We start from the raw sequence: 20,056 nt of genomic DNA, 5'->3' as shown, positions 1-20,056 counted from the left end.
CCAGACGAGCGGGGTGACCGATGCGGATGCGTCGGTGGCGCTGGATCTTGCGGCGGACGGGGTTGTTGCGATGCTGTCGAGCTTCGGCGGCGCGGATCCGGCCTGGGCGCGGGGCTCGGGGATCAGCGGCACGACGTTTGAGGTCTACGCGCAGGAGGATACCAGCCTCGACGCTGAAATCGGCCATGGGGCCGAGACCGTCGATTATTTCGCCTTCGATGGGTTCGGCGTGGTCTACGGCTACGACGCCAGCCTGTTTGTCTGATGGAAGACAGTGCCGCCGCATTTGCGGCGGCACTTTCGCCGGGCGCTGACCCTGATCATATTACATAATCTTCATTATGGGATTTTCTTGCCTGGCCGGGATGGTTCACATCCATCCCGAGCACCGCAAGCGTTGTGCCTCGCGCCGCCGTCAGATTGGGCCCATCTTTGATCGGCAGAACCTGTCCAACCCGCCCGAGCGGGTCGCAATTTGCGCCGAGCTGCGGACGGATCACGTTCCTTGCGATGCATGAAACGGCCCATGTGACGCCCCTTCCGGGCGTGTTAGCCTGACACCAGCACAGAAATTGAGGTGGACCGCGGAACAGGCCCGCTTGAGCGGGCGGTTTCGCCGCTTGTCCCGACCGGCGATCCAGGGATGGCTGGGCGGGTCTCCTGCGTCCTCAAGCGGGTACAAGGCGCCGCGCGGTTGAACGCGCGGGGGCTCGTATCGAGCCGCATCACGCGCGGATTCGAAAGCCGGGCATGCCGGATCGGACCCAGCCTGTTCCAGATCAATCAATACATATTGAGTTTTGGATCGTTTCAAGCGCCATATCTGGATTTTCAGGCCGGGAGATAGTCTCGTGTCTGCTCATGTCTCTCATATAATGAGATGTCATCTCAGTATTTGACGAGTCAAATTTCCAGCACTATTGAGGATCTGGCCGCAACAGGCAGCCTGAGGAGGTCGGCCGTTCGCGCTCTACAAAGCCTTGGAGGAGTTCAGATAATGAAGATTTGGAACAGGTTTGGCCTGCTCGCGGCGGCTGTTACGGCAGCTTCCGGCATGTCGGTCTCGGTGGCCCTTGCGGAACCGGAAACGCTGCTCAAATTCGGCCATGCGGCCTCGACATCGACCCCCGCACATGTCGCGCTGGAGAAGGTCGATGCCCTGATCCGCGAAAACACCGACGGTCGCGTCGGGCTGGAACTGTTTCCCAACTCGCAGCTCGGCGGCGAACGCGAGCTGATCGAGAGCATTCAGCTTGGCAATATCGACATGGCCTTCGTCTCGACCGCCCCGCTGGCCGCGTTCGACAGCGATTTCTACGTGTTCGACATGCCCTTCCTGTTCACCGACCATGCCGCGGTCTACAGCGTGCTCGACGGCCCGATCGGGCAGGAAATGCTGGACGGTCTCCAGCGGGTCGGCATCATGGGCGTCAGCTACTGGGAAAACGGGTTCCGCCAGTTCGAGAATGCCAGCCGCGTCGTCAAGACGGCCGACGACCTCAAGGGTCTGAAGATGCGGACCATGGAGAACGAGGTCCATATCGCGGCCTGGCGCGAGGCGGGGGCAAACCCCGCGCCGCTGGCCTTCGGCGAGCTGTTCACGGCGCTGCAACAGGGCACCTTCGATGCGATGGAAGGGCCGATCAACCTGTTCTACTCGATGAAGTTCAACGAGGTTCAGAAGAACATCTCGCTGACCAACCACATCTATTCGCCGCTGGTGATCATGATGAACCCGGACAGCGCGTCGATGCTGTCCGACGAGGATCTGGCGGCGCTGAAAGCGGCCTTTGCAGAGATCGCGCCGCTTCAGCGCGAGATGACGCAGCAGGCCGACAAGGATGCCATCGCGGCCATGCCTTCGGTCGCCGTGACCGAGCTGTCGCCGGAAGATCTGGCCACCTTCTCGGAAAAGATGGGGCCGGTCTATGACCTGGTGAAGCAGAAGGTCGGCGGCGATCTCGTCGACCGGATCGTCGCGACGGTCAAGTGACGCGCAGGCGGGTGCGGCGCGCGCCAAGCGTGCCGCACCCGCCGGGCCAGCCTTGGAAACACACCATGAAATGGATTGATGAGAACCTCGAAGAGGCTGTGGTCGTCTTTCTGATGACCCTGATCACCGGGCTGATCGGCCTGCAGATTTTCATGCGCTACGTGATGGGCGCCTCGCTGTCCTGGTCCGAGGAGCTGGCCCGCTACTGCTTCATCTGGATGAGCTATATCGGGGTCGCCTATGCGGTGCGGCGCAATGTCAGCATCGCGACGACGGTCTTGGCGGATGCGCTGCCCTCGCGGGGCCTGCGGCTGGCGGTCAGCCTGTTCGCCCATATCGTCTTTGCCGCTTTTGCGCTGCTGGTCGTGAGCCAGGGGATCACGCTGGTGCAGAAGATCAGCGGGTTCGGTCAGAAATCGGCCTCTCTCGGACTGCCCATGGCCTATGTCTACGCGGCGCCGGTCGTCGGGTTCGCCCTGACGCTGATCCGCCTGATGCAACGCATCGTGCTTGATCTGCGCGCCTATCAAGCGGGAGATCCGGCATGATCGCGGCAATCCTTTTCGGACTCTTCTGCGTCCTGCTGCTGATGAGCGTGCCGATCGCGGTCGCCCTGGGCTCGGCCTCGGCCATTGCGCTGTTCGTCGCGGGCAAGGTGTCCAACACCTATATCCCGCAGGCGCTGGTCACCTCGATCGACAGCTTTCCGCTTATGGCGGTGCCGTTCTTCATCCTCGCCGGGGACATCATGGCGCGCGGCGGGCTGTCGGAGCGGTTGCTCAAGGTGGGCGGTGTGCTGTTCGGCCGGTTCCGCGGCGGCATGGCGATCATCGCGGTCGTGACCTGCATGTTCTTTGCCGCGATCTCGGGATCCGGGCCCGCAACCGTCGCTGCGGTCGGCAGCATCCTGCTGCCGGTGATGGCGCGCGAGGGCTACCGTCCGGCCTTTTCGACCGGGCTCGTCGCCTCGTCCGGGTGTCTCGGTGTCATCATCCCGCCCTCGGTGCCGATGATCATCTACGCCGCCTCGGCGAATGTGTCGGTGTCGGGGATGTTTCTGGCGGGCATCGTTCCGGGGCTTCTGATCGCCTTCGGCCTGATTGCCTATGCGCTCTGGCAGGCCCGCCGCGACGGTATCCGCGCAACCGGAGAGGATCAGACGGCGCGCGACGTCTTCGCCGCGATCTGGGAGGCGAAATGGGCCCTGTTGGCGCCGGGCATCATTCTGGGCGGCATCTATGGCGGGATCTTCACGCCGACCGAGGCGGCGGCCGTCGGGGTGATCTACGGCCTTGTCGTGTCGATGCTGATCTACCGGGAACTGTCGTTTGCCGACCTCTACCGGTCCATCGCGCAATCGGCGCTGACCACCGGCACGGTGATGGTGATCGTGGGAACCGCAACGATCTTTGGCCGTGTCCTGACCATCGAGCGGATTCCGGTGATCCTGGCCGAGAGCATGACCACGATCGTCGAGAATCCGATCGTGCTGCTGCTGCTGATCAACCTGTTGCTGCTTGTCGTCGGCACATTCCTGGAAACGCTGGCGGCCATCATCATCCTGACGCCGATCCTGCTGCCCGTGGCGCTGGCCATCGGCGTGGACCCGACGCATTTCGGCATCGTGATGATCGTCAACCTCGCCATCGGCATGATCACCCCGCCGCTCGGGCTCAACCTCTTCATCGGGGCGCGGGTCGGGAAAGTGCCGATCGAGAAGCTGATCCCGGCCATGCCGCCCTTCGTGCTGACCATGGTGCTGATCCTGCTGGCGCTCACCTACATCCCCGCCCTGTCCCTGGCCCTGCCGTCCTGGGCCTCCAATTGACCGGGTTCGCCGGTCCCCAACCGAAAGACATTGCCATGACCAAAATCAAATGCGCCCTCATCGGCTCGGGCAACATCGGGACCGATCTGATCTACAAGCTGCAACGCAGCCCGGTGCTGGAACCGGTCTGGATGGTCGGGATCGACCCGGAATCGGAAGGGCTGCGGCGCGCCGCGGACATGGGTCTGAAAACCACGTCCGAGGGCGTCGACGGGCTGTTGCCGCATGTGAAGGCGGACGGCGTACAGATGGCCTTCGATGCGACCTCGGCCTATGTCCATGCCGAGAACAGCCGCAAGCTGAACGAGCTGGGGGTGATGATGATCGACCTCACGCCCGCCGCCATCGGGCCGCTTTGCGTGCCGCCGGTGAACCTGTCCTCCTATGCGGAGGGCGGCGTGACGAACCTCAATATGATTTCCTGCGCCGGTCAGGCGACGATTCCGATCGTCAATGCGGTGTCCCGCGTGCAGCCTGTCGATTACGCCGAGATCGTCGCCAGCCTCAGCTCGAAATCGGTGGGGCCCGGGACGCGGGCGAACCTTGACGAATTCACCTATACGACCTCCTCGGCCATCGAAAAGATCGGCGGGGCGAAACGCGGCAAGGCGCTGGCGATCATCAACCCGGCCGAGCCGCCGATGATCATGCGCAACACGATCTATTGCCAGACGGCGGAGGCCCCGGACGAAGCGGCCATCATCGCCTCGGTCCTCGAGATGATCGGGGAAGTCCAGAAATACGTTCCGGGCTATCGCCTGGTGAACGGCCCGACCTTCGACGGCACCACCGTCGCGGTCTTCATGGAGGTCGCCGGGCTTGGCGATTACCTTCCGAAATACGCCGGCAACCTCGACATCATGACCGCCGCGGCCACCCGTACCGCCGAGATGATCGCGGAAAAGATGATTGCCGGAACCTTCAAACTCGAAGCCCCGGAGGTGCTGGCATGAAAAGCGCACTCGACGGCCGCAAGGTCACCCTTCACGATATGAGCCTGCGCGACGGCATGCATGCGAAGCGCGAACAGATCAGCATCGAAAAGATGGTCGAGATCGCCACCGCGCTCGACGATGCGAATGTGCCCTATCTTCAGGTCACCCACGGGGCCGGGCTGGGCGGCAACTCGATTCAGCATGGGTTCGCGCTGGCCTCGAACCCCGAATATATCCACGCGGTCGCCTCGCGCATGAAGAAGGCCGTCGTGTCGGTGCTTCTGATTCCCGGGCTGGGCACGATGAAGGAACTGAAAGAAGCGCACGAGGCCGGGGCCCGGTCGGTGCATGTGGCGACCCATTGCACCGAGGCCGATACCTCGCCGCAGCACATCGCCTATGCGCGGGAGCTGGGGTTCGACACCACCGGGTTCCTGATGATGGCGCATCTGAACGATGCCAAGGGGCTGGCCGAGCAGGGCAAGCTGATGGAGAGCTACGGGGCGCAGACGATCTATGTCACCGATTCCGCGGGCTATATGCTTGGCCAGGATGTCACCGAGGCCATCTCGCGCCTGCGGGACGTGCTGAACCCCGAGACCGAGCTCGGGTTCCATGGCCATCACAACCTTGGTCTGGGCGTGTCGAACTCCATTGCGGCCATCGCGGCGGGCGCCAACCGGATCGACGCTTCGCTGGCGGGGCTTGGCGCCGGGGCGGGGAATTGCCCGATCGAGGTGCTGGCGGCGGTGCTCGACCGCATGGGCGTCGAAACCGGCGTCGATCTGTTCAAGCTGATGGATGCGGCCGAGGACATCGTCGTGCCCATGATGGATCAGATCGTGCGGGCCGACCGCGAGGCGCTGACGCTTGGTTATGCCGGTGTCTATTCGACCTTCCTTCTGCATGCCAAGCGGGCGGCGAAGCGCTTTGGGGTTCCGGCGCGGGACATCCTGGTCGAACTGGGCGCGCGGAAGATGATCGCGGGCCAGGAAGACATGATCATCGACACGGCGATGACGATGGCAAAGGCGCGCGGGCTGCTTGAAAGCGTAGACTGACACATGTTGACCGACCAGCAACGGGACGCCCTTCTCGCAGATCTCGCCGACGCGCTTGCCGGCGGGATCACACCGGGCGAGGAGGTGTCCGCCGCGGCCCTGCGCGACTGGAGCCCCGAGACCGCCGGGCGCCCGCTTGCCCATGTCCGTCCCAGGACGACCGAAGAGGTCTCGGCCATCCTGCGCATCTGCAACGCGGCGGGCTGTCCGGTTGTGCCGCAGGGCGGCATGACCGGTCTTGCGGGAGGCGCGACCGCGTCGGACGGGGCGGTTCTGCTGTCTCTGGCGCGGCTTTCGGGGGTCGAAAAGCTCGATACCGACGGCGCGCTGATGGTCGTCGGCGCGGGCACCACGCTGGACGCGGTGCAGACCGCTGCGGCGGAGGCGGGCCTGTTCTTTGCCCTGGATCTCGGCGCGCGGGGCAGTTGCCAGATCGGCGGCAATATTTCCACGAATGCCGGCGGCAACCGGGTTCTCAAATACGGCATGATGCGCGATCTCGTGCTCGGGCTCGAGGTCGTTCTCGCCGATGGCACGGTGCTGACGATGATGAACGAATGCCCCAAGAACAACGCGGGCCCCGACCTGAAGCCGCTGTTCATCGGCAGCGAAGGCACGCTCGGGGTCATCACCCGCGCCGTGCTGAAGCTGCACCCCGGTGTGGCGCGTGCGGATGTCGCGCTGCTGGCCGTGCCGAGCTTTGAGGCGGCGCTTGCCATCCTGAGGCTTGGACAGGCCCAGAGCGCCGGTGCCATTTCGGCGTTCGAGGCGATGTGGCCCGAGTTTCTTCGGGGTCTCGCGCCGCATATGTCGCGCCCGCTGCCGCTGCCCGAGGATGCGCCGCTTTATATCCTGATCGAGATGCAGGGCGGCGCGCTGGCCAGTGACGATGCGCTTGCCGAAATCCTGGCCGCCGCGATGGAGGACGGGCTGATCCTGGACGCGGTTCTGGCCACCACGCAGCGCGACGCGGACGATCTGTGGCGGCTGCGGGACATGATCGCGGAGCTGCAAAGGGACATCGAGCCGGTGGTCAATTTCGACGTCTCGGTTCCGGTCGCGAGGATCGGCGAGGCGGCAGAGCGGATCCGCAGCGGGCTCGCAAAGGGTTTCCCCGACAAAGAGGCGATCTTTTTCGGGCATGTGGGGGACGGAAATCTTCATGTGGTGGCCGGGCCGGTCACCCCCGGCGGCAGCGACGAGCGCGAGATCGAACGCTGCGTCTACGAGATCGTGCGGACGCTGTCCGGGTCGATTTCGGCGGAACACGGGATCGGCATGCACAAGTTGCGCTGGTTGCCCTACAGCCGCACCCCGCAGGAGCTGGCGCTTCTGCGGCAGTTGAAACGCAGCATGGACCCGAAGGGCATTCTCAATCCCGGAAAGGTCATCGAGATTGCCGGCGCAGACTGACGCCCGACCGGGCGGGCCCTGGGGCAATGTCAGGGGGCAGGCCGGGTGATCAGCCTCCCGTGGCGTCTCTCGTCCAAGGCTGCACGGGCGACAGGATCGTGGATCGTGCCGGGATCGTTTGACACTGGCCGCATGTTGCGAGGCATGACGGCAAGATGCTAAGTTACCGGGCCGACCGGCCGAAATACGCGCCGCCTTGCGGGAGTCCGCGCCTGCTTTCGGCTTTGTTTGATCGTTTCATTTTGCGGTCTGAAGCACCGCAAACCGAATAGGACTGGTGATGACCGCGCCATCGACCCCTCTCCGTACCGGATCGGCGAAAAGCCAGACGCTGGAGCGCGGGCTGGATATTCTGGAAACGGTCATGGCCAACCCGCAATCGACGGTGAGCGACATCGCGCGGCTGCGCGGCCTGTCCTACAGCACGACGCACCGGATTGTCTCGGTTCTGGTCGCACGCGGTTACCTCAGCACGACGGATCGCAATGCCCTGTCTCTGGGGCCCCGGCTGCTGGAGGCGGGGTTCGTGGCGCAACGGGCGCTCGACATCGTCAAGATCGCCCGGCCCAAGCTGGAGGCGCTTGCGGCCGCCACCGGCGATACGGTGCATCTGGCGCGGCTCGAAGGGCAGAATGTCGTCTATCTCGACAAGCTGTCCAGCCGGCGCCCGATGGAGATCAGAACCTCGGTCGGCAGTATCCGGCCTGCGGTCACCACCGGCGTCGGCAAGGCGCTCTTGCTCGACTGGGCGGATGCCGATCTGCGGGCGCTTTACGACAGCGAGCGCGACAAGATCGCCCGCACGGTCGATTGGCCGGAATGGCTCTCGGAAATGCGGAAATTCTCGGATGCGGGGGTGGCGCTCGACCTGGGCGATGCCGAACCCGAGATCCGCTGTGTCGCCGCGCCGATCCGGGACGGTGCGAATGTCATTGTGGCGGCCATCAGCGTTACGAGCCTGCAAACCTATCTTCGGCCCGAGCGGGTCGAGGAATTGATTCCGATGGTGAAAGCCGTCGCACGCGAGATCGGTCATATTCTCGGCAACCGGAGCTGAGGAGCCGCCCTTGCGCCGGGCTTGACGATGCGCGCGCCGCGCCTGTGCAATCCTCCGTTCACCGCAGCCGCACCCCGTGCCAGCCCCCTGCCCCGACCAGATCGGCGACAACGTCTTTCAGGAGGCTCTCGACCGCCATGGTCTGGACGCTTCTTGCCTTTGTGGTCGGTGTCACGATGCTTGCGACGCGGGTCATGGGCGGGTCGCCGAAGGCCACCGCCCGCAGACGGCCCTCGGACAGCTCGCGCGCGACCGCGTGTCGTGGCAGGATCGACGCGCCGAAGCCCGCAATCGTGAAATCCACGATGTTCTGATACGAGGCCACCTCGAACGCCGCATCGACCGACAGGCCCAGACGGCTCAGACAGTTGTCGATGGTCTGGCGCAGCCCATGCGCCTGCCCGGGCAGGATGAAGGGCCGGCTTGCGGCCAGCTCGCCAAAGCTCCGCGCCGGGTCGTCCGGCGCGGTGAGGGCGACGAGCTCTTCGACGAACAGCCGTTCGGAAGCGAGCCCCTTCAGGTCGCGGTCGCCGTAGATGACCCCGAGGTCGATCCGGCCGCCTGCCGCCCAGTCCTGCACGAAGCCGCTCATCGCCTCGGAAATCACGATTTGCAACAACGGAAAGCGGTCCCGCGCCGCTGTCATCAGCGGCACCGCGAGGGCGCCGTTGATCGTGCCCGTCAGCCCGAGATGCACCTTGCCCGAAAGGCTGCTCGACACCGTGCGCAGCTCGGCAACCGCCTGATCGACCGAGGCCAGGATCTCCTGCGCCCGCTGGTAAAGAACCATGCCCGCCTCGGTCGGGCGGATGCCACGCGGCAGGCGGTCGAAAAGCGCGGCCTCCAGCTCTTCCTCCATCCGGGCAATATGGGCGGAAAGCGACGGCTGCGCGATGCAGAGCACCTCCGCCGCCCGCGTCATCGAACCGGCATCCACGATGCCGATGAAATACCGCAATTGTCGAAGCTCCATGCCCCCTCCCCCGTCCGCTATCGGAAATCCGGATCGCTCCGAGACCGAAACGCTATTTGTCCGGTGCTGTGTCTGTCCATATAACAGACAAATGATCGTAATGCGAACATTTGGGAGGAGATAGAGCCATGGACCCGTCAGCCCATGAAGACATCCGCGAGGCCGTGCGCGCCCTCTGCCGCCAGTTCCCGGACGAGTACCACCGCGAGGTGGACGACAGCCGCGCCTATCCCGACGCCTTTGTCGAGGCGCTGACAAAGGCCGGCTGGATGGCCGCGCTGATCCCCGAGGAGTATGGCGGATCGGGGCTCGGGCTGACCGAAGCCTCGGTCATCATGGAAGAGATCAACCGCGCGGGCGGCAATTCCGGCGCCTGCCACGGCCAGATGTACAATATGAACACGCTGGTGCGGCACGGGTCCGAAGAGCAGCGCCAGCGCATCCTGCCGAAACTGGCCAGCGGCGAGCTGCGCCTGCAATCCATGGGCGTCACCGAGCCGACCACCGGCACCGACACCACCCGGATCAAGACCACCGCCGTCAAGAAGGGCGACCGCTACGTCATCAATGGCCAGAAGGTCTGGATCAGCCGGATCCAGCATTCCGACCTGATGATCCTGCTGGCCCGGACCACGCCGCTGGCCGAGGTGTCTAAGAAATCCGAGGGGCTGTCGATCTTCCTGGTCGATATTCAAGAGGCGATGGCCTCGGGGATGACCGTCCGCCCGATCCGCAACATGGTGAACCACGAAACCAACGAGCTGTTCTTCGACAACCTCGAAATCCCCGAGGAGAACCTCATCGGCGAAGAGGGAAAGGGGTTCAGATACATCCTCACCGGGCTCAACGCCGAACGCACGCTGATCGCGGCGGAATGCATCGGCGACGGCTACTGGTTCACCGACCGCGTGACGAAATACGTGTCGGAGCGCGAGGTCTTCGGACGGCCGATCGGCCAGAACCAGGGGGTGCAGTTCCCCATCGCCGAGGCCTATATCGAGATCGAGGCCGCCAACCTGATGCGCTACCGGGCCTGCGCGCTTTACGACGCGGGCAAGCCCTGCGGGGCCGAGGCGAATATGGCCAAATACCTTGCCGCCAAGGCGAGCTGGGAGGCCGCCAACGCCTGTCTCCAGTCGCATGGCGGCTTTGGCTTCGCGGCGGAATACGATATCGAACGGAAATTCCGCGAGACCCGGCTCTATCAGGTGGCGCCGATCTCGACCAACCTCATCCTTTCCTTTGTCGCCGAGCATGTGCTGGGCATGCCGAGGTCCTTCTGATGCTCACGCAAGACGACATCGACCATCTGCGCGGCTGGATCGGGCGCGGCGAAACGCTTTCCGGCACTCTGAGCCAGGAGCTTGTGGACCGCTTCCGCGCGAGTTTCGACATGCCCGTGCCGGAGGGCGAGGCCCTGCCGCAGCTCCTGCATTTCTGCCTCGCGCAGCCGGTCGCGCCCACCGCCGCGCTGGCGGTGGACGGTCACCCGGAGAAGGGCGGCTTTCTGCCGCCCGTGCCGCTGCCCCGGCGGATGTGGGCGGGGGGCGAGATCCTGTTTCACGCGCCCCTCGTGGTCGGCGCGCCGGTAAGGCGCCACTCCGAGATCGCGGATGTGCAGGTGAAGCAGGGGCGCAGCGGCACGCTCTGCTTCGTCACCGTCCGGCACCGGATCGAAAGCGGCGGGGAACTGGCGATCACCGAACGGCAGGACATCGTCTACCGCGCGGCGCGCGGCGGCACCCCCGCCGTGCCCGACGATCCGCAGCCCCGCCCGGCGGATCGCAGGCGCAGCGTCACGCCGTCCGAAACCCTGCTCTTCCGCTACTCCGCCCTGACCTTCAACGCGCATCGGATCCACTACGACCACCCCTACACAACCGGCACCGAGGGCTATGCGGGCCTTGTGGTGCACGGGCCGATGCAGGCAACGCTGCTCTGCCAGTTCGCGGCCGATCTCGCGAGCGCGCCGCTGACGCGGTTCTCGTTCCGCAGCACCGCGCCGATCCTCGGCACCGCGCCCTTCGATCTTTGCGCCGATCTGAGCGAGGGCGTGGCGCGCCTGTGGACGGCACGGCCGGGCGGCCCTGTGGCGATGGCGGCGGAAGCCCGATGGTGAGCCTTTGCACACCGTTGTTTGCGTCAACTTTGCGGGACGGAGCAGACCTTCTGACTTTGACTTGCAATGTCAGCTTCGCTACGCCCTGAGCCCCAACTTTCTGTCATCTTGATGTGCTAAAGGGCGAGGATACACTTGTTCCTGAGGTTGATGTGAAACCAGCCAATCTTGATATTGGATACGCAGAAGCGCTACTTTCCAACTACGCGCCGGACTGGGCGCTCAAATCTGTTGAAGCCATAGAATCTTCAGGAACGGACAACGCGCTTTTCCTGCTGGACGATGATTGTGTCCTAAGGATTCCCACCAGGCCATCAGCAGTGGATCCCTTGACGAAGGAGCTCATGTGGCTGCCAAGTCTGGCGGGGCTGCCCCTTGAAGTTCCGAAGGTTCTCTTTCACGGGCGCACGAAATCCCAACTTGGCTTCGATTTTGGAATACTCACTTGGATTAAAGGCTCTGTCGCCACCGAAGACAGGATTGATGACCCAATCGTGGCAGCAGGCGCCTTGGGAGATTGCCTTTCCAAATTGCATCAAAAGCCCATTGATAATGCGCCGCACGCCGGGCCGGGAAACAACAACCGTGGCGTGGACTTGACCGAGCTGACGGAAAAGACCCTGGCCAGCATCAAGGTGCTTGCGGATGAGATTCATGCAAATGATGCGCGCGATCTTTGGCGGCAAGCCTGTTCAATGCCCTTCCGAGATTCGCCTGTCTGGGTCCATGGAGACTTGAAAGCGGACAACATGCTCGCGCAGGATGGCCGGCTGACCGCGGTAATAGACTGGGGCCTTTCGGCTGTTGGCGATCCTGCGGTCGATATCGCCGCTGCGTGGACTTGGGTTGCACCCGAAGCGCGTGCCGTATTTCAGTCCGCTTCCGGTGCAGATGACGCCTCTTGGAAAAGAGCGCAAGGCTGGGCTCTTTACTGCGCAACCATTGCTTTGAGCTTTTACCGCGGCCGGTCCCATGAAACGCTCTGCGATCAATCGAGGCGAACGCTTCAGATGCTGGGTTTGCAGCGAAGCTGACATTGGCACGCCTTGCAGCATCGGTGCCTATGGGCTCGATCCAGACCTTCGCTGCCCTCGGCATAAACGACCGCTTGCGTTTTTGCACGGGTGATCTGGGTCAACCATGTGGCAGGACAGTCGGTTCTGACTGACGCCTGACAGACGTCACAAGCTCGGAGAGCATCTGCGCCACCTCCTGCGGGGCGTGATCGGCCACGTGATGCCCGGCATCGAGATCGCGCACCTGCGCGCCCGGCGTGCGCGCGGCAAGATCGCGCACATAACCCGGCGGACGCAGCAGGTCGTGCAGCCCCGACCCGTACCAGACCGGGCAGCGCATCCGCGCCAGCTCGGGCCGCAGGTCCGAGGCCGCGAGCATGCGGAAGAAATGCGCGAAAGACACCGGGTCGTTGGCGTACCAGCGCCCCCGGACCTCGGCGAAATGGCCGGGATGGCGCCGCCGGTAGCGCTCGGGATAGGTCCGGTCGAGCAGGATCGGCTCCATCGGCGTCATGCCCTTGGCCTCCATCTGGTCGGCCAGCGCCAGAATGCCCGCCTCTCCGCCCTCGGCCACGTTCAGCGCCGGGTCGAGCGGCGCGACGGCAAGGCAGCGCGCGGGATGATCGAGCGCGAAGCGCAGGGCGACCGCGCCGCCGATGGCGCAGCCCGAGATCACCACCGGATCGGCGATCTCCAGATGGTCGAGCAGCGCCGCCACATCCGCCGCGATCTGTCCGAAGGAGCTGGTTTCGCGGATCTTCTGCGACTGACCCATGCCGCGCATCTCGGGCAGCACGACGCCTTGCTCGGGCGGCAGATGGGTCAGAACCCGGTCCCAGCTTTCGATCGAGCCGCCCATTTCATGCACCAGCACGAGGTACGGGCCTTTCCCGTGGCGCACAGCGTAGCGCAGCACGACGCCATCCGTTTCAAACCAGCGCATGACTCTCCCCCCTTGGTATGTCCGTATAACGAACTATTGTCCAAACAATGCACGGAACAGATCGACGACGCAAGCGGGAGCCTGCCCCGCCCGCGAAAAGACCCCGAGAACCGGGGTTACCAGCCCATGGTGCCGGACAGCTTCTCTGCGGCGTCGCGCAGTTCGGGCAGGAAATCCTGCCGCAGATCGTCGACCGTGTGACGCGCCGAAATCGTCGAGGCGTTGAGCGCCGCCATGGTCCGCCCGTTCGGGCTCCGGATCGGCACCGAGATCGACCGGATGCCGATCTCCAGCTCCTCGTCGATGATCGCATAGCCCTGTTCGCGGATCGCGCGGATCTCCTCCCAGAAGCGTTCCGGGTCGGTGATCGTCTTTTCGGTCATCTGGCGCGGCGGATAGGCCCGCAGCCAGTTGTGCAGATCGCTGTCCGACAGCGCCGCCAGCAGCACCCGCCCGATGGAGGAGCAGGCGGCGGGCAGCCGCGTGCCGTTCACGATGCGCGAGGAATAGATCCGCCGCACCTCGACCCGCTCGATATAGACGATGTCCTCGCCGTCGAGGATCCCCACCGAGGCGGATTCGTCCAGCTTCGAGGTCAGCGCCTTGAGGATCGCCGCCGAACCCTCGCCGACACCCAGCGGCATCAGAAACCCGCGCGACAGGTTGACCAGCTTCGGAGTGAGCCAGAAGAACTTGCCGTCGGTATCGACATAGTGAATTTCGGCCAGCGTCAGCAACAGGCGCCGCGCCGTGCCCCGGCTGAGATCGGTGAGCCGTGCCGCGTCGGTCAGGGTCAGGCGCCCCCGCTGCGCGACGGCCTCGTCGGAGGTGAAGCATTCCAGGATCGACATCGCGCGCCCCACCGCGCTGACGAAATCCGACCGGCGCAGGTCGGAGCCGGTCTCTGCGTCTTCATGTTTCGCTGACATCGCCACCCTTTCCGTAACGCGAACGCCTGTCCGTTTTTCACATAATCGCAGGTTCCGCGCGGCTCGCCACAGGAAAGTTCAAAAATGGACAATCGTTCGCATAGCCGACCGATACTTGACACATCTTTGCAAGCGGTGCAATTTGCGAACATCTGTCCGCAATACGGACATCGAACAGGGAGGAGCCGCCGCCCGCGCTGGCGTCGCAGCTTCGGAACAACCGAAGAACGAGGATCTTTTTGGAATGATAGACAAATTTTCCCCGGACATCGCGGAGGCGCTCGACGGCATCCCGGATGCGGCCACGATCCTGCTGGGCGGGTTCGGGGCGGTCGGACAGGCGAATCTGCTGATCGAGGGCGTGCTGGAGACCGGCGTGCGCAACCTGACCATCGTCGCCAACAATGCCGGCTACGGCAAGGTCGGGCTGGCGCGGCTGCTCAAGGAAGGCCGCGTCCGCAAGCTGATCTGCAGCTATCCCCGGATCGTCGGATCGACGATCTTCGAAGAGCTCTACAGCTCCGGCAAGCTGGAGCTGGAGCTTGTCCCGCAGGGCACATTGGCCGAACGGATGCGCGCCGCAGGCGCGGGCATCCCGGCCTTCTTCACCCCCACCGGCGCCAACACGCTGCTGTCGCAGGGCAAGGAGATGCGCGATTACAACGGCCTGCCGCATGTGCTCGAACAGGCGCTTTACGGCGATGTGGCGCTGGTCGAGGCCTGGGAGGCCGACCGCTGGGGCAACCTGACCTACCGCGACGCGGGGCGGAACTTCAATCCGGTCTGCGCCATGGCCGCGAAACTCACCATCGCCCAGACCCAGCATGTCCGCGAGCTGGGCGCGCTGAACCCCGAACATATCGTGACGCCCGGCATCTTCGTGGACCGGGTCGTGCATATCCCCTGCGGCGATCCCGTCGGCTGAAAAGGCGCATAGAATGACCCAAAAGAACTGGACCCCGCTCGACCGCAACGCCATCGCGAAACGCGTCGCAAAGGACATTCCCGAAGGCTGGTACGTCAATCTCGGGATCGGCGTGCCGACGCTGGTCGCCGACAACGTGCCCGCAGACCGCGAGGTCATCTTCCACGCGGAAAACGGCATCCTCGGCATCGGCCCCGCCCCCGAACCCGGCAAGGTGAACCCCTGGCTGATCAACGCGGGCAAGCAATACATCACGCTGATGAAGGGCGGCTCGTATTTCCACCATGCGGACAGCTTCTCGATGATCCGCGGGCGGCACCTCGATCTTTGCGTTCTGGGCGCCTACGAGGTCTCGGCCTCAGGCGATCTGGCGAACTGGGCGCGTTCCTCGACCGACACCGCCCCGGCGGTGGGCGGCGCGATGGACCTGGCCATCGGCGCCAAGCGCGTCTGGGTGGCGATGCAGCATGTGACCAAGGACGGCGCCCCGCGCCTTGTCGAAAGCTGCGCCTATCCGCTGACCTCCATGGCCTGCGTCAAACGCATCTTTACCGATCTTGCCGTCATCGACGTAACCCCCCAAGGTTTCGCCGTGCGCGAGATCATCGACGGGCTGAGCTTCGACGAGCTGCAGGCAATGACCGGCGCGCCGCTGATCCGGCAGGACGCGGCCTGATCCGGGCGGCAGAGGAAATAGGGAGGCAAGACCAATGAGCGACGACATCGAGGCCCGGCTGAAGGCGCTGGAGGACCGCGCCGAAATCGCCGAGCTGCGAGCAAGCTACTGCCATGTGCTCGACCATCGCGACTGGGACGCGCTGGCGCAGATGTTCACCGAGGACGGCGAGTTCAACGGGCTGGCCCATGCCAGGGGCCGCGCCGAGATTCACCGCTTCTTTTCGGGCTTTGTCGACGGCATGGCGGAAGGTTTCTGGCATTTCTGCACCAACCCGACGATCCAGCTGGATGGAGACCGGGCGACGGGCCGTATCTCGATGCAGTATCTCTCGGTCAAGAAAGGCGTCAGCTACGTCTCGGCGGGCCATTACGACGACCGGCTGGAGCGGGTGGACGGGGCGTGGAAATTCCGCGAACGCAAGATCACCTTCTATTACCATGCGCCCCTGTCCGAAGGGTTCGTGGGCAAGCCCACCTACATCCACATCGACGGCACGCCGCGCGTGCCGCAACCGGCCTGAGACCGGCAGACGACCCAAGGGAGGACCACCATGATCCAAACCAGACAGATCGGGCGCGCCCGCGTCACCCGCGTGCTGGAATATTCCGCGCCGACCCACGATCCGGCGTTCCTGTTCCCGGACCTCGCGCAGAGCGATCTGGACGCGATGGCGGACAAGCTGGCGCCGCATCACTACGTGCCCGCGATGAACCGGCTGGTGATCACCATCCAGATGTGGGTGGTGCAGATCGACGGCAAGGTGATCGTCATCGACACCGGCGTCGGCAACGGCAAGCCCCGCACCGCGCCGCGAATGAAGAATCTCAATATCCGCGTCGGCGAATGGCTCGAAGCGGCGGGCGCGGGCTTCGACAAGGTCACCCATGTGGTGCAGACTCATCTGCACGCCGATCACACCGGCTGGAACACGGTGCTTGCGGACGGCAAGTGGGTGCCTGCCTTCCCCAACGCCCGTTACCTCATGCCGAGGAAAGACTACGACTACTGGACCGACGCCATCGCCAAGGCGCCGGACATCGCCATGGACAATAGCTGGGAGGACAGCGTCCTGCCGGTGATCGAGGCCGGGCAAGTCGATTTCATCGACGAGGACGCGGGAGAGATCCTCGGCTGCCTGACGGTGGAGCCGGTGCCGGGCCACACGCCGGGGATGCTCTCCTACCGCCTGCAATCCGAGGGGGAGGAAGGGCTCTTCTGCGCCGATGTGTTCCATTCGCCGGTGCAGATCTACCGGCCCGACATCAACACCGCCTATTGCGTGTTGCAGGACACCGCGCGCGAGACCCGCGCCCGCGTTCTGGCCGAAGCGGCAGAGCGGGGCACGCTGATCATGCCGATGCATTTCGGCGTGCCTTACTGCGGCTATATCCGGCGCGAGGGCGACGGCTACCGGCTGGAACCGGCCGACTGGCCGGAGCTGACGCTGCCCGCATGACGCCTGCATGAAAAAGGCCCCGGAGCAAAATCCGGGGCCTCTTCTTTTTTGGGGAGGCGACAAGCAGCTCAATCCGCTGGGCGCGGGTCGTCCCGGAATTCGGTGGCCACGACCGACGGGCGCGCGGCAAAGCCCTCGTGCCAGGCCGCGAGCGCCTCGCGCCCCTTGCGCCATTCCAGATCGCCGAAGCGGAAATCGAGATAGCAAAGCGCCACGCCGACCGACAGGTGCCCGGCGTCGAACGCCCGCGCCTCAAGCCGCGCGGCATGGCCTTCGAGATAATCCAGCGTCGCGGTGAACTTGGTTGTGCACACGTCGAAGACCCTCGGGTCCTGCCGCTTGCTGTCGCGCAGATGGCGCTCGATCAGCAGCGCCATGCCGACCTCGATCATGCCCGTACCAAGCGCCTCGTCGGTCAGCGCCTGCAGCCGGGTCTCGGGATCGGCGGGGAAGAGCCGCGGCCCGGTCTCCGACGTGAGGTCGGCCCATTCCATCACCACGCGGGAATCCCAGATCGGCGGCGCGCCCTCGCGCTCCAGCGTCGGGATCTTGGCCAGCGGGTTGGTGGCGAAGAAATCCTTCGGCGGGACCATCGGGTCGGCCAGCGTGCGGACCGTCTCGACTTCATCCGTCAGCCCCTTCTCATGGATCGCCACCATGACCTTGCGGACATAGGGCGACCGGGGCGACCAGTGCAGAATGTTCATCCTCTCTCCTCCTCAAGATGCCGGGGCGCTCAGCGCCACGCCGCCGTCCCGGTAATATCGCGCCCGTGGATCAGCGCCAGAATCCCCTGCGTGCCGTCCGGCACCTGGAACACCCGCGCATCGGCCCAGAGCTGCGCAAGACCCAGCTCCTCGGTGATCCCCATGCCGCCGCAAAGCTGCATCGCCAGATGGATCACCTTGTTCGCGTTCTCGGTCGCCAGACGTTTGGCCATGGCCGACAGCCCGTTCGACCGCGCCCCGGTGTCCAGCGTCGCCAGCGCCATCAGGCAGGTCAGGCGCGCCGAGGTGATCGCGGCCTCCATGTCCGACAGATCCTGTTGCACCAGCTGCCGGGCCGCAAGCGGCGCGCCGAACTGCTTGCGCTCCATGACATGCAGAAGCGCGGCCTCATAGGCCCGGCGCGCGATGTTCAGCGCCATAAGGCCGATCAGCGGGCGGTTGGCGTTCCAGACGATGGTCATGTATTTGCCCGCGTCGCCGGGGCTGCCGATCAGATGGCTGAGCGGCACCTCGGTACGGTCGAAGGTGACCTCGCAAAGATGGCCCTGCTTGAGCCCCGCCAGCGGTGTCTCGGCCAGCCCGACCTCGGATTTCGAGAGGTCCACCAGCACGCGCTGCGGCACCGGGCGCCCCCGGTCGTCATTGCCCGCCGAGCAGGACACAATCATGCAATCGCAAACCGAGGCGTTGGTGATCCACATCTTGGTGCCGGTGATAAAGGCCCGGTCGCCCTGGATTTCGAGCTTCGTCGAGATGGTGTTGGAATCCGACCCGGCATTGGGTTCGGAATTCGCCGTGCAGACGATCTTTCTCCCCTCGCGGAACTCCGCCAGATAGGCCGCGCGCACCGCCTCGTCCGCGCCGGCGTTGAACCGCACGGTCGAGCCGTCATGCGAGAGCAGCGACAGGGCGATCGCAGGCGGCAGCTGCTCCATGATCAAGCCATAGTCGAGCATCGACAGGCCGGAGCCGCCGAAATCCTCGTGCAGCCGCGCGGCGGTGATGCCGAACGCGGCCAGATGGCCGTAGATCTCCAGCATCACGGGTTTCGACAGCGGTTTGTCGCCCGGTTCGCGGGCGAGGATCGGCATCAGCGTTTCCTCGGACAGACGCTTCGCCGACTCCGCCAGCATGGTCTGGTCGCCGTTCAGTTCGAATATCATGGGTTCCTCCTCCTTGGGCCGGAGTTCCCGGTCAGTTGCCGGTGTAATTGGGTTTGCGTTTCTCACCAAAGGCCGCACGGCCCTCGATCCGGTCGGCACTGTCGCGCAGCAGCCCCCAGGCGGTGTTCGACTGCGCGATGAACGCGGCGGGGGCGAGATGCGCGGTCTCCAGGCTGAGCTTCTTGACCATCTGCACCGCCAGCGGGCCGTTCCCGGCGATGCGCGCCGCGATGGCGCGGGCCTCGGGCAGCAGCGCCTCGGGGGTGGTCACGTCGCTGACAAGGCCGATGGCCAGCGCGGTTTCCGCGTCGATGCGGTCGCCGGTCAGCGCCAGTTTCATGGCATGGGCAGCAGGGATCGCGCGCAACAGCGCCTGCACACCGCCCACCGCCGGGATGCTCGCCACCCGGACCTCGGGCAAGGCAAAGGAGGCGCTGGCCGAGGCGATCCGCAGATCGCATTGCAGCGCCAGCTCCAGCCCGCCGCCCAGACAATAGCCGTTCACGGCGGCGATCAGCGGCTTCCAGATCTGCAAATCGCTGAGGTCGAGCAGCCGTGTATAGCCGCCCTCCCGCGCCTCGGCCTCGCGCCCGAGCAGCGCGTTGCGGGCAAAACCGCTCTTTGGCGGGAAGGTCTTTTTCAGGTTTGCCCCGGTGCAGAAGGCGCGGTCCCCCGCCCCGGTCAGAATGATCACCCGTACCGCGTCGTCGTCCTGCGCTGCGCGCAGGGCCTCGCGCAGCGCGGTCAGGCCTTCGGGTGTCAGCGCGTTCAGCGCGGCGGGGTCATCGAGCTCGATAACCCGGACATGATCGGCGGTGGAAACATTGATGGTCATGGT

Annotated in this window: 21 protein-coding genes; 15 read left to right on the top strand and 6 right to left on the bottom strand. The window is 64.8% G+C overall.

All coding sequences use genetic code 11. From position 1 onward, the window contains the following. The 8 genes from M4578_RS24755 to M4578_RS24720 form a co-directional block, all read left to right on the top strand. Positions 1 to 265 (top strand): hypothetical protein (locus M4578_RS24755; RefSeq protein WP_258095817.1); only part of this gene is annotated, 265 nt, incomplete at its 5' end. A 732-nt stretch (positions 266 to 997) separates the two neighbouring features. Continuing rightward, on the top strand, positions 998 to 1,993 hold the full coding sequence (locus tag M4578_RS24750) for a TRAP transporter substrate-binding protein (RefSeq protein WP_258095816.1): 996 nt from the start codon (positions 998 to 1,000) through the stop codon (positions 1,991 to 1,993). A gap of 65 nt (positions 1,994 to 2,058) precedes the next feature. After that, positions 2,059 to 2,541, top strand: coding sequence for a TRAP transporter small permease (locus M4578_RS24745; RefSeq protein WP_258095815.1), 483 nt, complete (start codon positions 2,059 to 2,061; stop codon positions 2,539 to 2,541). Continuing rightward, complete coding sequence (locus M4578_RS24740) at positions 2,538 to 3,821, top strand: TRAP transporter large permease (RefSeq protein ID WP_258095814.1); 1,284 nt, start codon at positions 2,538 to 2,540, stop codon at positions 3,819 to 3,821. The genes M4578_RS24745 and M4578_RS24740 overlap by 4 nt, the downstream gene beginning before the upstream one ends. A 35-nt stretch (positions 3,822 to 3,856) precedes the next feature. Next, on the top strand, positions 3,857 to 4,774 hold the full coding sequence (locus tag M4578_RS24735; protein WP_258095813.1) for an acetaldehyde dehydrogenase (acetylating): 918 nt from the start codon (positions 3,857 to 3,859) through the stop codon (positions 4,772 to 4,774). Further along, complete coding sequence (gene dmpG / locus M4578_RS24730) at positions 4,771 to 5,817, top strand: 4-hydroxy-2-oxovalerate aldolase (RefSeq protein ID WP_258095812.1); 1,047 nt, start codon at positions 4,771 to 4,773, stop codon at positions 5,815 to 5,817. The genes M4578_RS24735 and dmpG overlap by 4 nt, the downstream gene beginning before the upstream one ends. Positions 5,818 to 5,820: 3 nt before the next feature. Next, positions 5,821 to 7,230, top strand: coding sequence for an FAD-binding oxidoreductase (locus M4578_RS24725; protein WP_258095811.1), 1,410 nt, complete (start codon positions 5,821 to 5,823; stop codon positions 7,228 to 7,230). A 280-nt stretch (positions 7,231 to 7,510) separates the two neighbouring features. After that, positions 7,511 to 8,287: an IclR family transcriptional regulator gene (locus M4578_RS24720; protein WP_258095810.1), complete on the top strand. Its 777-nt coding sequence runs from the start codon at positions 7,511 to 7,513 to the stop codon at positions 8,285 to 8,287. A 58-nt stretch (positions 8,288 to 8,345) separates the two neighbouring features. On the opposite strand, the gene M4578_RS24715 is transcribed toward M4578_RS24720, so the two are convergent. Beyond that, positions 8,346 to 9,260, bottom strand: coding sequence for a LysR family transcriptional regulator (locus tag M4578_RS24715; RefSeq protein ID WP_258095809.1), 915 nt, complete (start codon positions 9,258 to 9,260; stop codon positions 8,346 to 8,348). Between the two features lie 128 nt (positions 9,261 to 9,388). Here M4578_RS24715 and M4578_RS24710 point away from each other — a divergent pair, with 128 nt between their 5' ends. The 3 genes from M4578_RS24710 (at position 9,389) to M4578_RS24700 (ending at position 12,413) form a co-directional block, all read left to right on the top strand. After that, positions 9,389 to 10,543, top strand: coding sequence for an acyl-CoA dehydrogenase family protein (locus M4578_RS24710; protein ID WP_258095808.1), 1,155 nt, complete (start codon positions 9,389 to 9,391; stop codon positions 10,541 to 10,543). After that, positions 10,543 to 11,379 carry an HTD2 family dehydratase gene (locus tag M4578_RS24705; protein WP_258095807.1) on the top strand — a complete coding sequence of 279 codons (837 nt, stop codon included), beginning with the start codon at positions 10,543 to 10,545 and terminating at the stop codon, positions 11,377 to 11,379. The genes M4578_RS24710 and M4578_RS24705 overlap by 1 nt, the downstream gene beginning before the upstream one ends. 152 nt (positions 11,380 to 11,531) lie before the next feature. Further along, on the top strand, positions 11,532 to 12,413 hold the full coding sequence (locus tag M4578_RS24700) for an aminoglycoside phosphotransferase family protein (RefSeq protein ID WP_258095806.1): 882 nt from the start codon (positions 11,532 to 11,534) through the stop codon (positions 12,411 to 12,413). A gap of 100 nt (positions 12,414 to 12,513) precedes the next feature. Here M4578_RS24700 and M4578_RS24695 read toward each other — a convergent pair whose 3' ends face one another. Further along, positions 12,514 to 13,338: an alpha/beta fold hydrolase gene (locus tag M4578_RS24695; protein WP_258095805.1), complete on the bottom strand. Its 825-nt coding sequence runs from the start codon at positions 13,336 to 13,338 to the stop codon at positions 12,514 to 12,516. Positions 13,339 to 13,454: 116 nt separating this feature from the next. Next, entirely contained in the window at positions 13,455 to 14,267 is an 813-nt protein-coding gene (locus M4578_RS24690) for an IclR family transcriptional regulator domain-containing protein (RefSeq protein ID WP_258095804.1), read from the bottom strand. A 244-nt stretch (positions 14,268 to 14,511) separates the two neighbouring features. On the opposite strand from M4578_RS24690, the gene M4578_RS24685 reads away from it, so the two are divergent. The 4 genes from M4578_RS24685 to M4578_RS24670 are packed head-to-tail and all read left to right on the top strand — an operon-like array spanning position 14,512 to position 17,327. After that, a complete protein-coding gene (locus tag M4578_RS24685) occupies positions 14,512 to 15,192 on the top strand; it encodes a 3-oxoacid CoA-transferase subunit A (protein WP_258095803.1) in 681 nt (226 codons plus the stop codon). A gap of 13 nt (positions 15,193 to 15,205) precedes the next feature. After that, the gene (locus tag M4578_RS24680) at positions 15,206 to 15,868 is read left to right on the top strand and encodes a 3-oxoacid CoA-transferase subunit B (RefSeq protein ID WP_258095802.1); all 663 of its coding nucleotides are present in this window, start codon (positions 15,206 to 15,208) and stop codon (positions 15,866 to 15,868) included. Between the two features lie 34 nt (positions 15,869 to 15,902). After that, positions 15,903 to 16,391 carry a nuclear transport factor 2 family protein gene (locus M4578_RS24675; protein ID WP_258095801.1) on the top strand — a complete coding sequence of 163 codons (489 nt, stop codon included), beginning with the start codon at positions 15,903 to 15,905 and terminating at the stop codon, positions 16,389 to 16,391. 30 nt (positions 16,392 to 16,421) lie between these two features. Continuing rightward, the gene (locus tag M4578_RS24670) at positions 16,422 to 17,327 is read left to right on the top strand and encodes an MBL fold metallo-hydrolase (protein ID WP_258095800.1); all 906 of its coding nucleotides are present in this window, start codon (positions 16,422 to 16,424) and stop codon (positions 17,325 to 17,327) included. A 68-nt stretch (positions 17,328 to 17,395) separates the two neighbouring features. On the opposite strand, the gene M4578_RS24665 is transcribed toward M4578_RS24670, so the two are convergent. Genes M4578_RS24665 through M4578_RS24655 form a run of 3 tightly spaced genes read right to left on the bottom strand, consistent with a single transcriptional unit; the run spans position 17,396 to position 20,053 of the window. Beyond that, positions 17,396 to 18,034, bottom strand: a complete 639-nt coding sequence (locus tag M4578_RS24665) for a glutathione S-transferase family protein (protein WP_258095799.1) — start codon at positions 18,032 to 18,034, stop codon at positions 17,396 to 17,398. Positions 18,035 to 18,063: 29 nt separating this feature from the next. Continuing rightward, positions 18,064 to 19,218, bottom strand: coding sequence for an acyl-CoA dehydrogenase family protein (locus M4578_RS24660; protein ID WP_258095798.1), 1,155 nt, complete (start codon positions 19,216 to 19,218; stop codon positions 18,064 to 18,066). Positions 19,219 to 19,249: 31 nt separating this feature from the next. After that, entirely contained in the window at positions 19,250 to 20,053 is an 804-nt protein-coding gene (locus M4578_RS24655; protein ID WP_258095797.1) for an enoyl-CoA hydratase/isomerase family protein, read from the bottom strand. Positions 20,054 to 20,056: the final 3 nt, after the last annotated feature.

The sequence above is a fragment of the Salipiger pentaromativorans genome (assembly GCF_024721115.1).
GTDB classification, from domain to species: Bacteria; Pseudomonadota; Alphaproteobacteria; order Rhodobacterales; family Rhodobacteraceae; genus Salipiger; species Salipiger pentaromativorans.
This window is presented reverse-complemented; position numbering and strand designations above follow the sequence as displayed.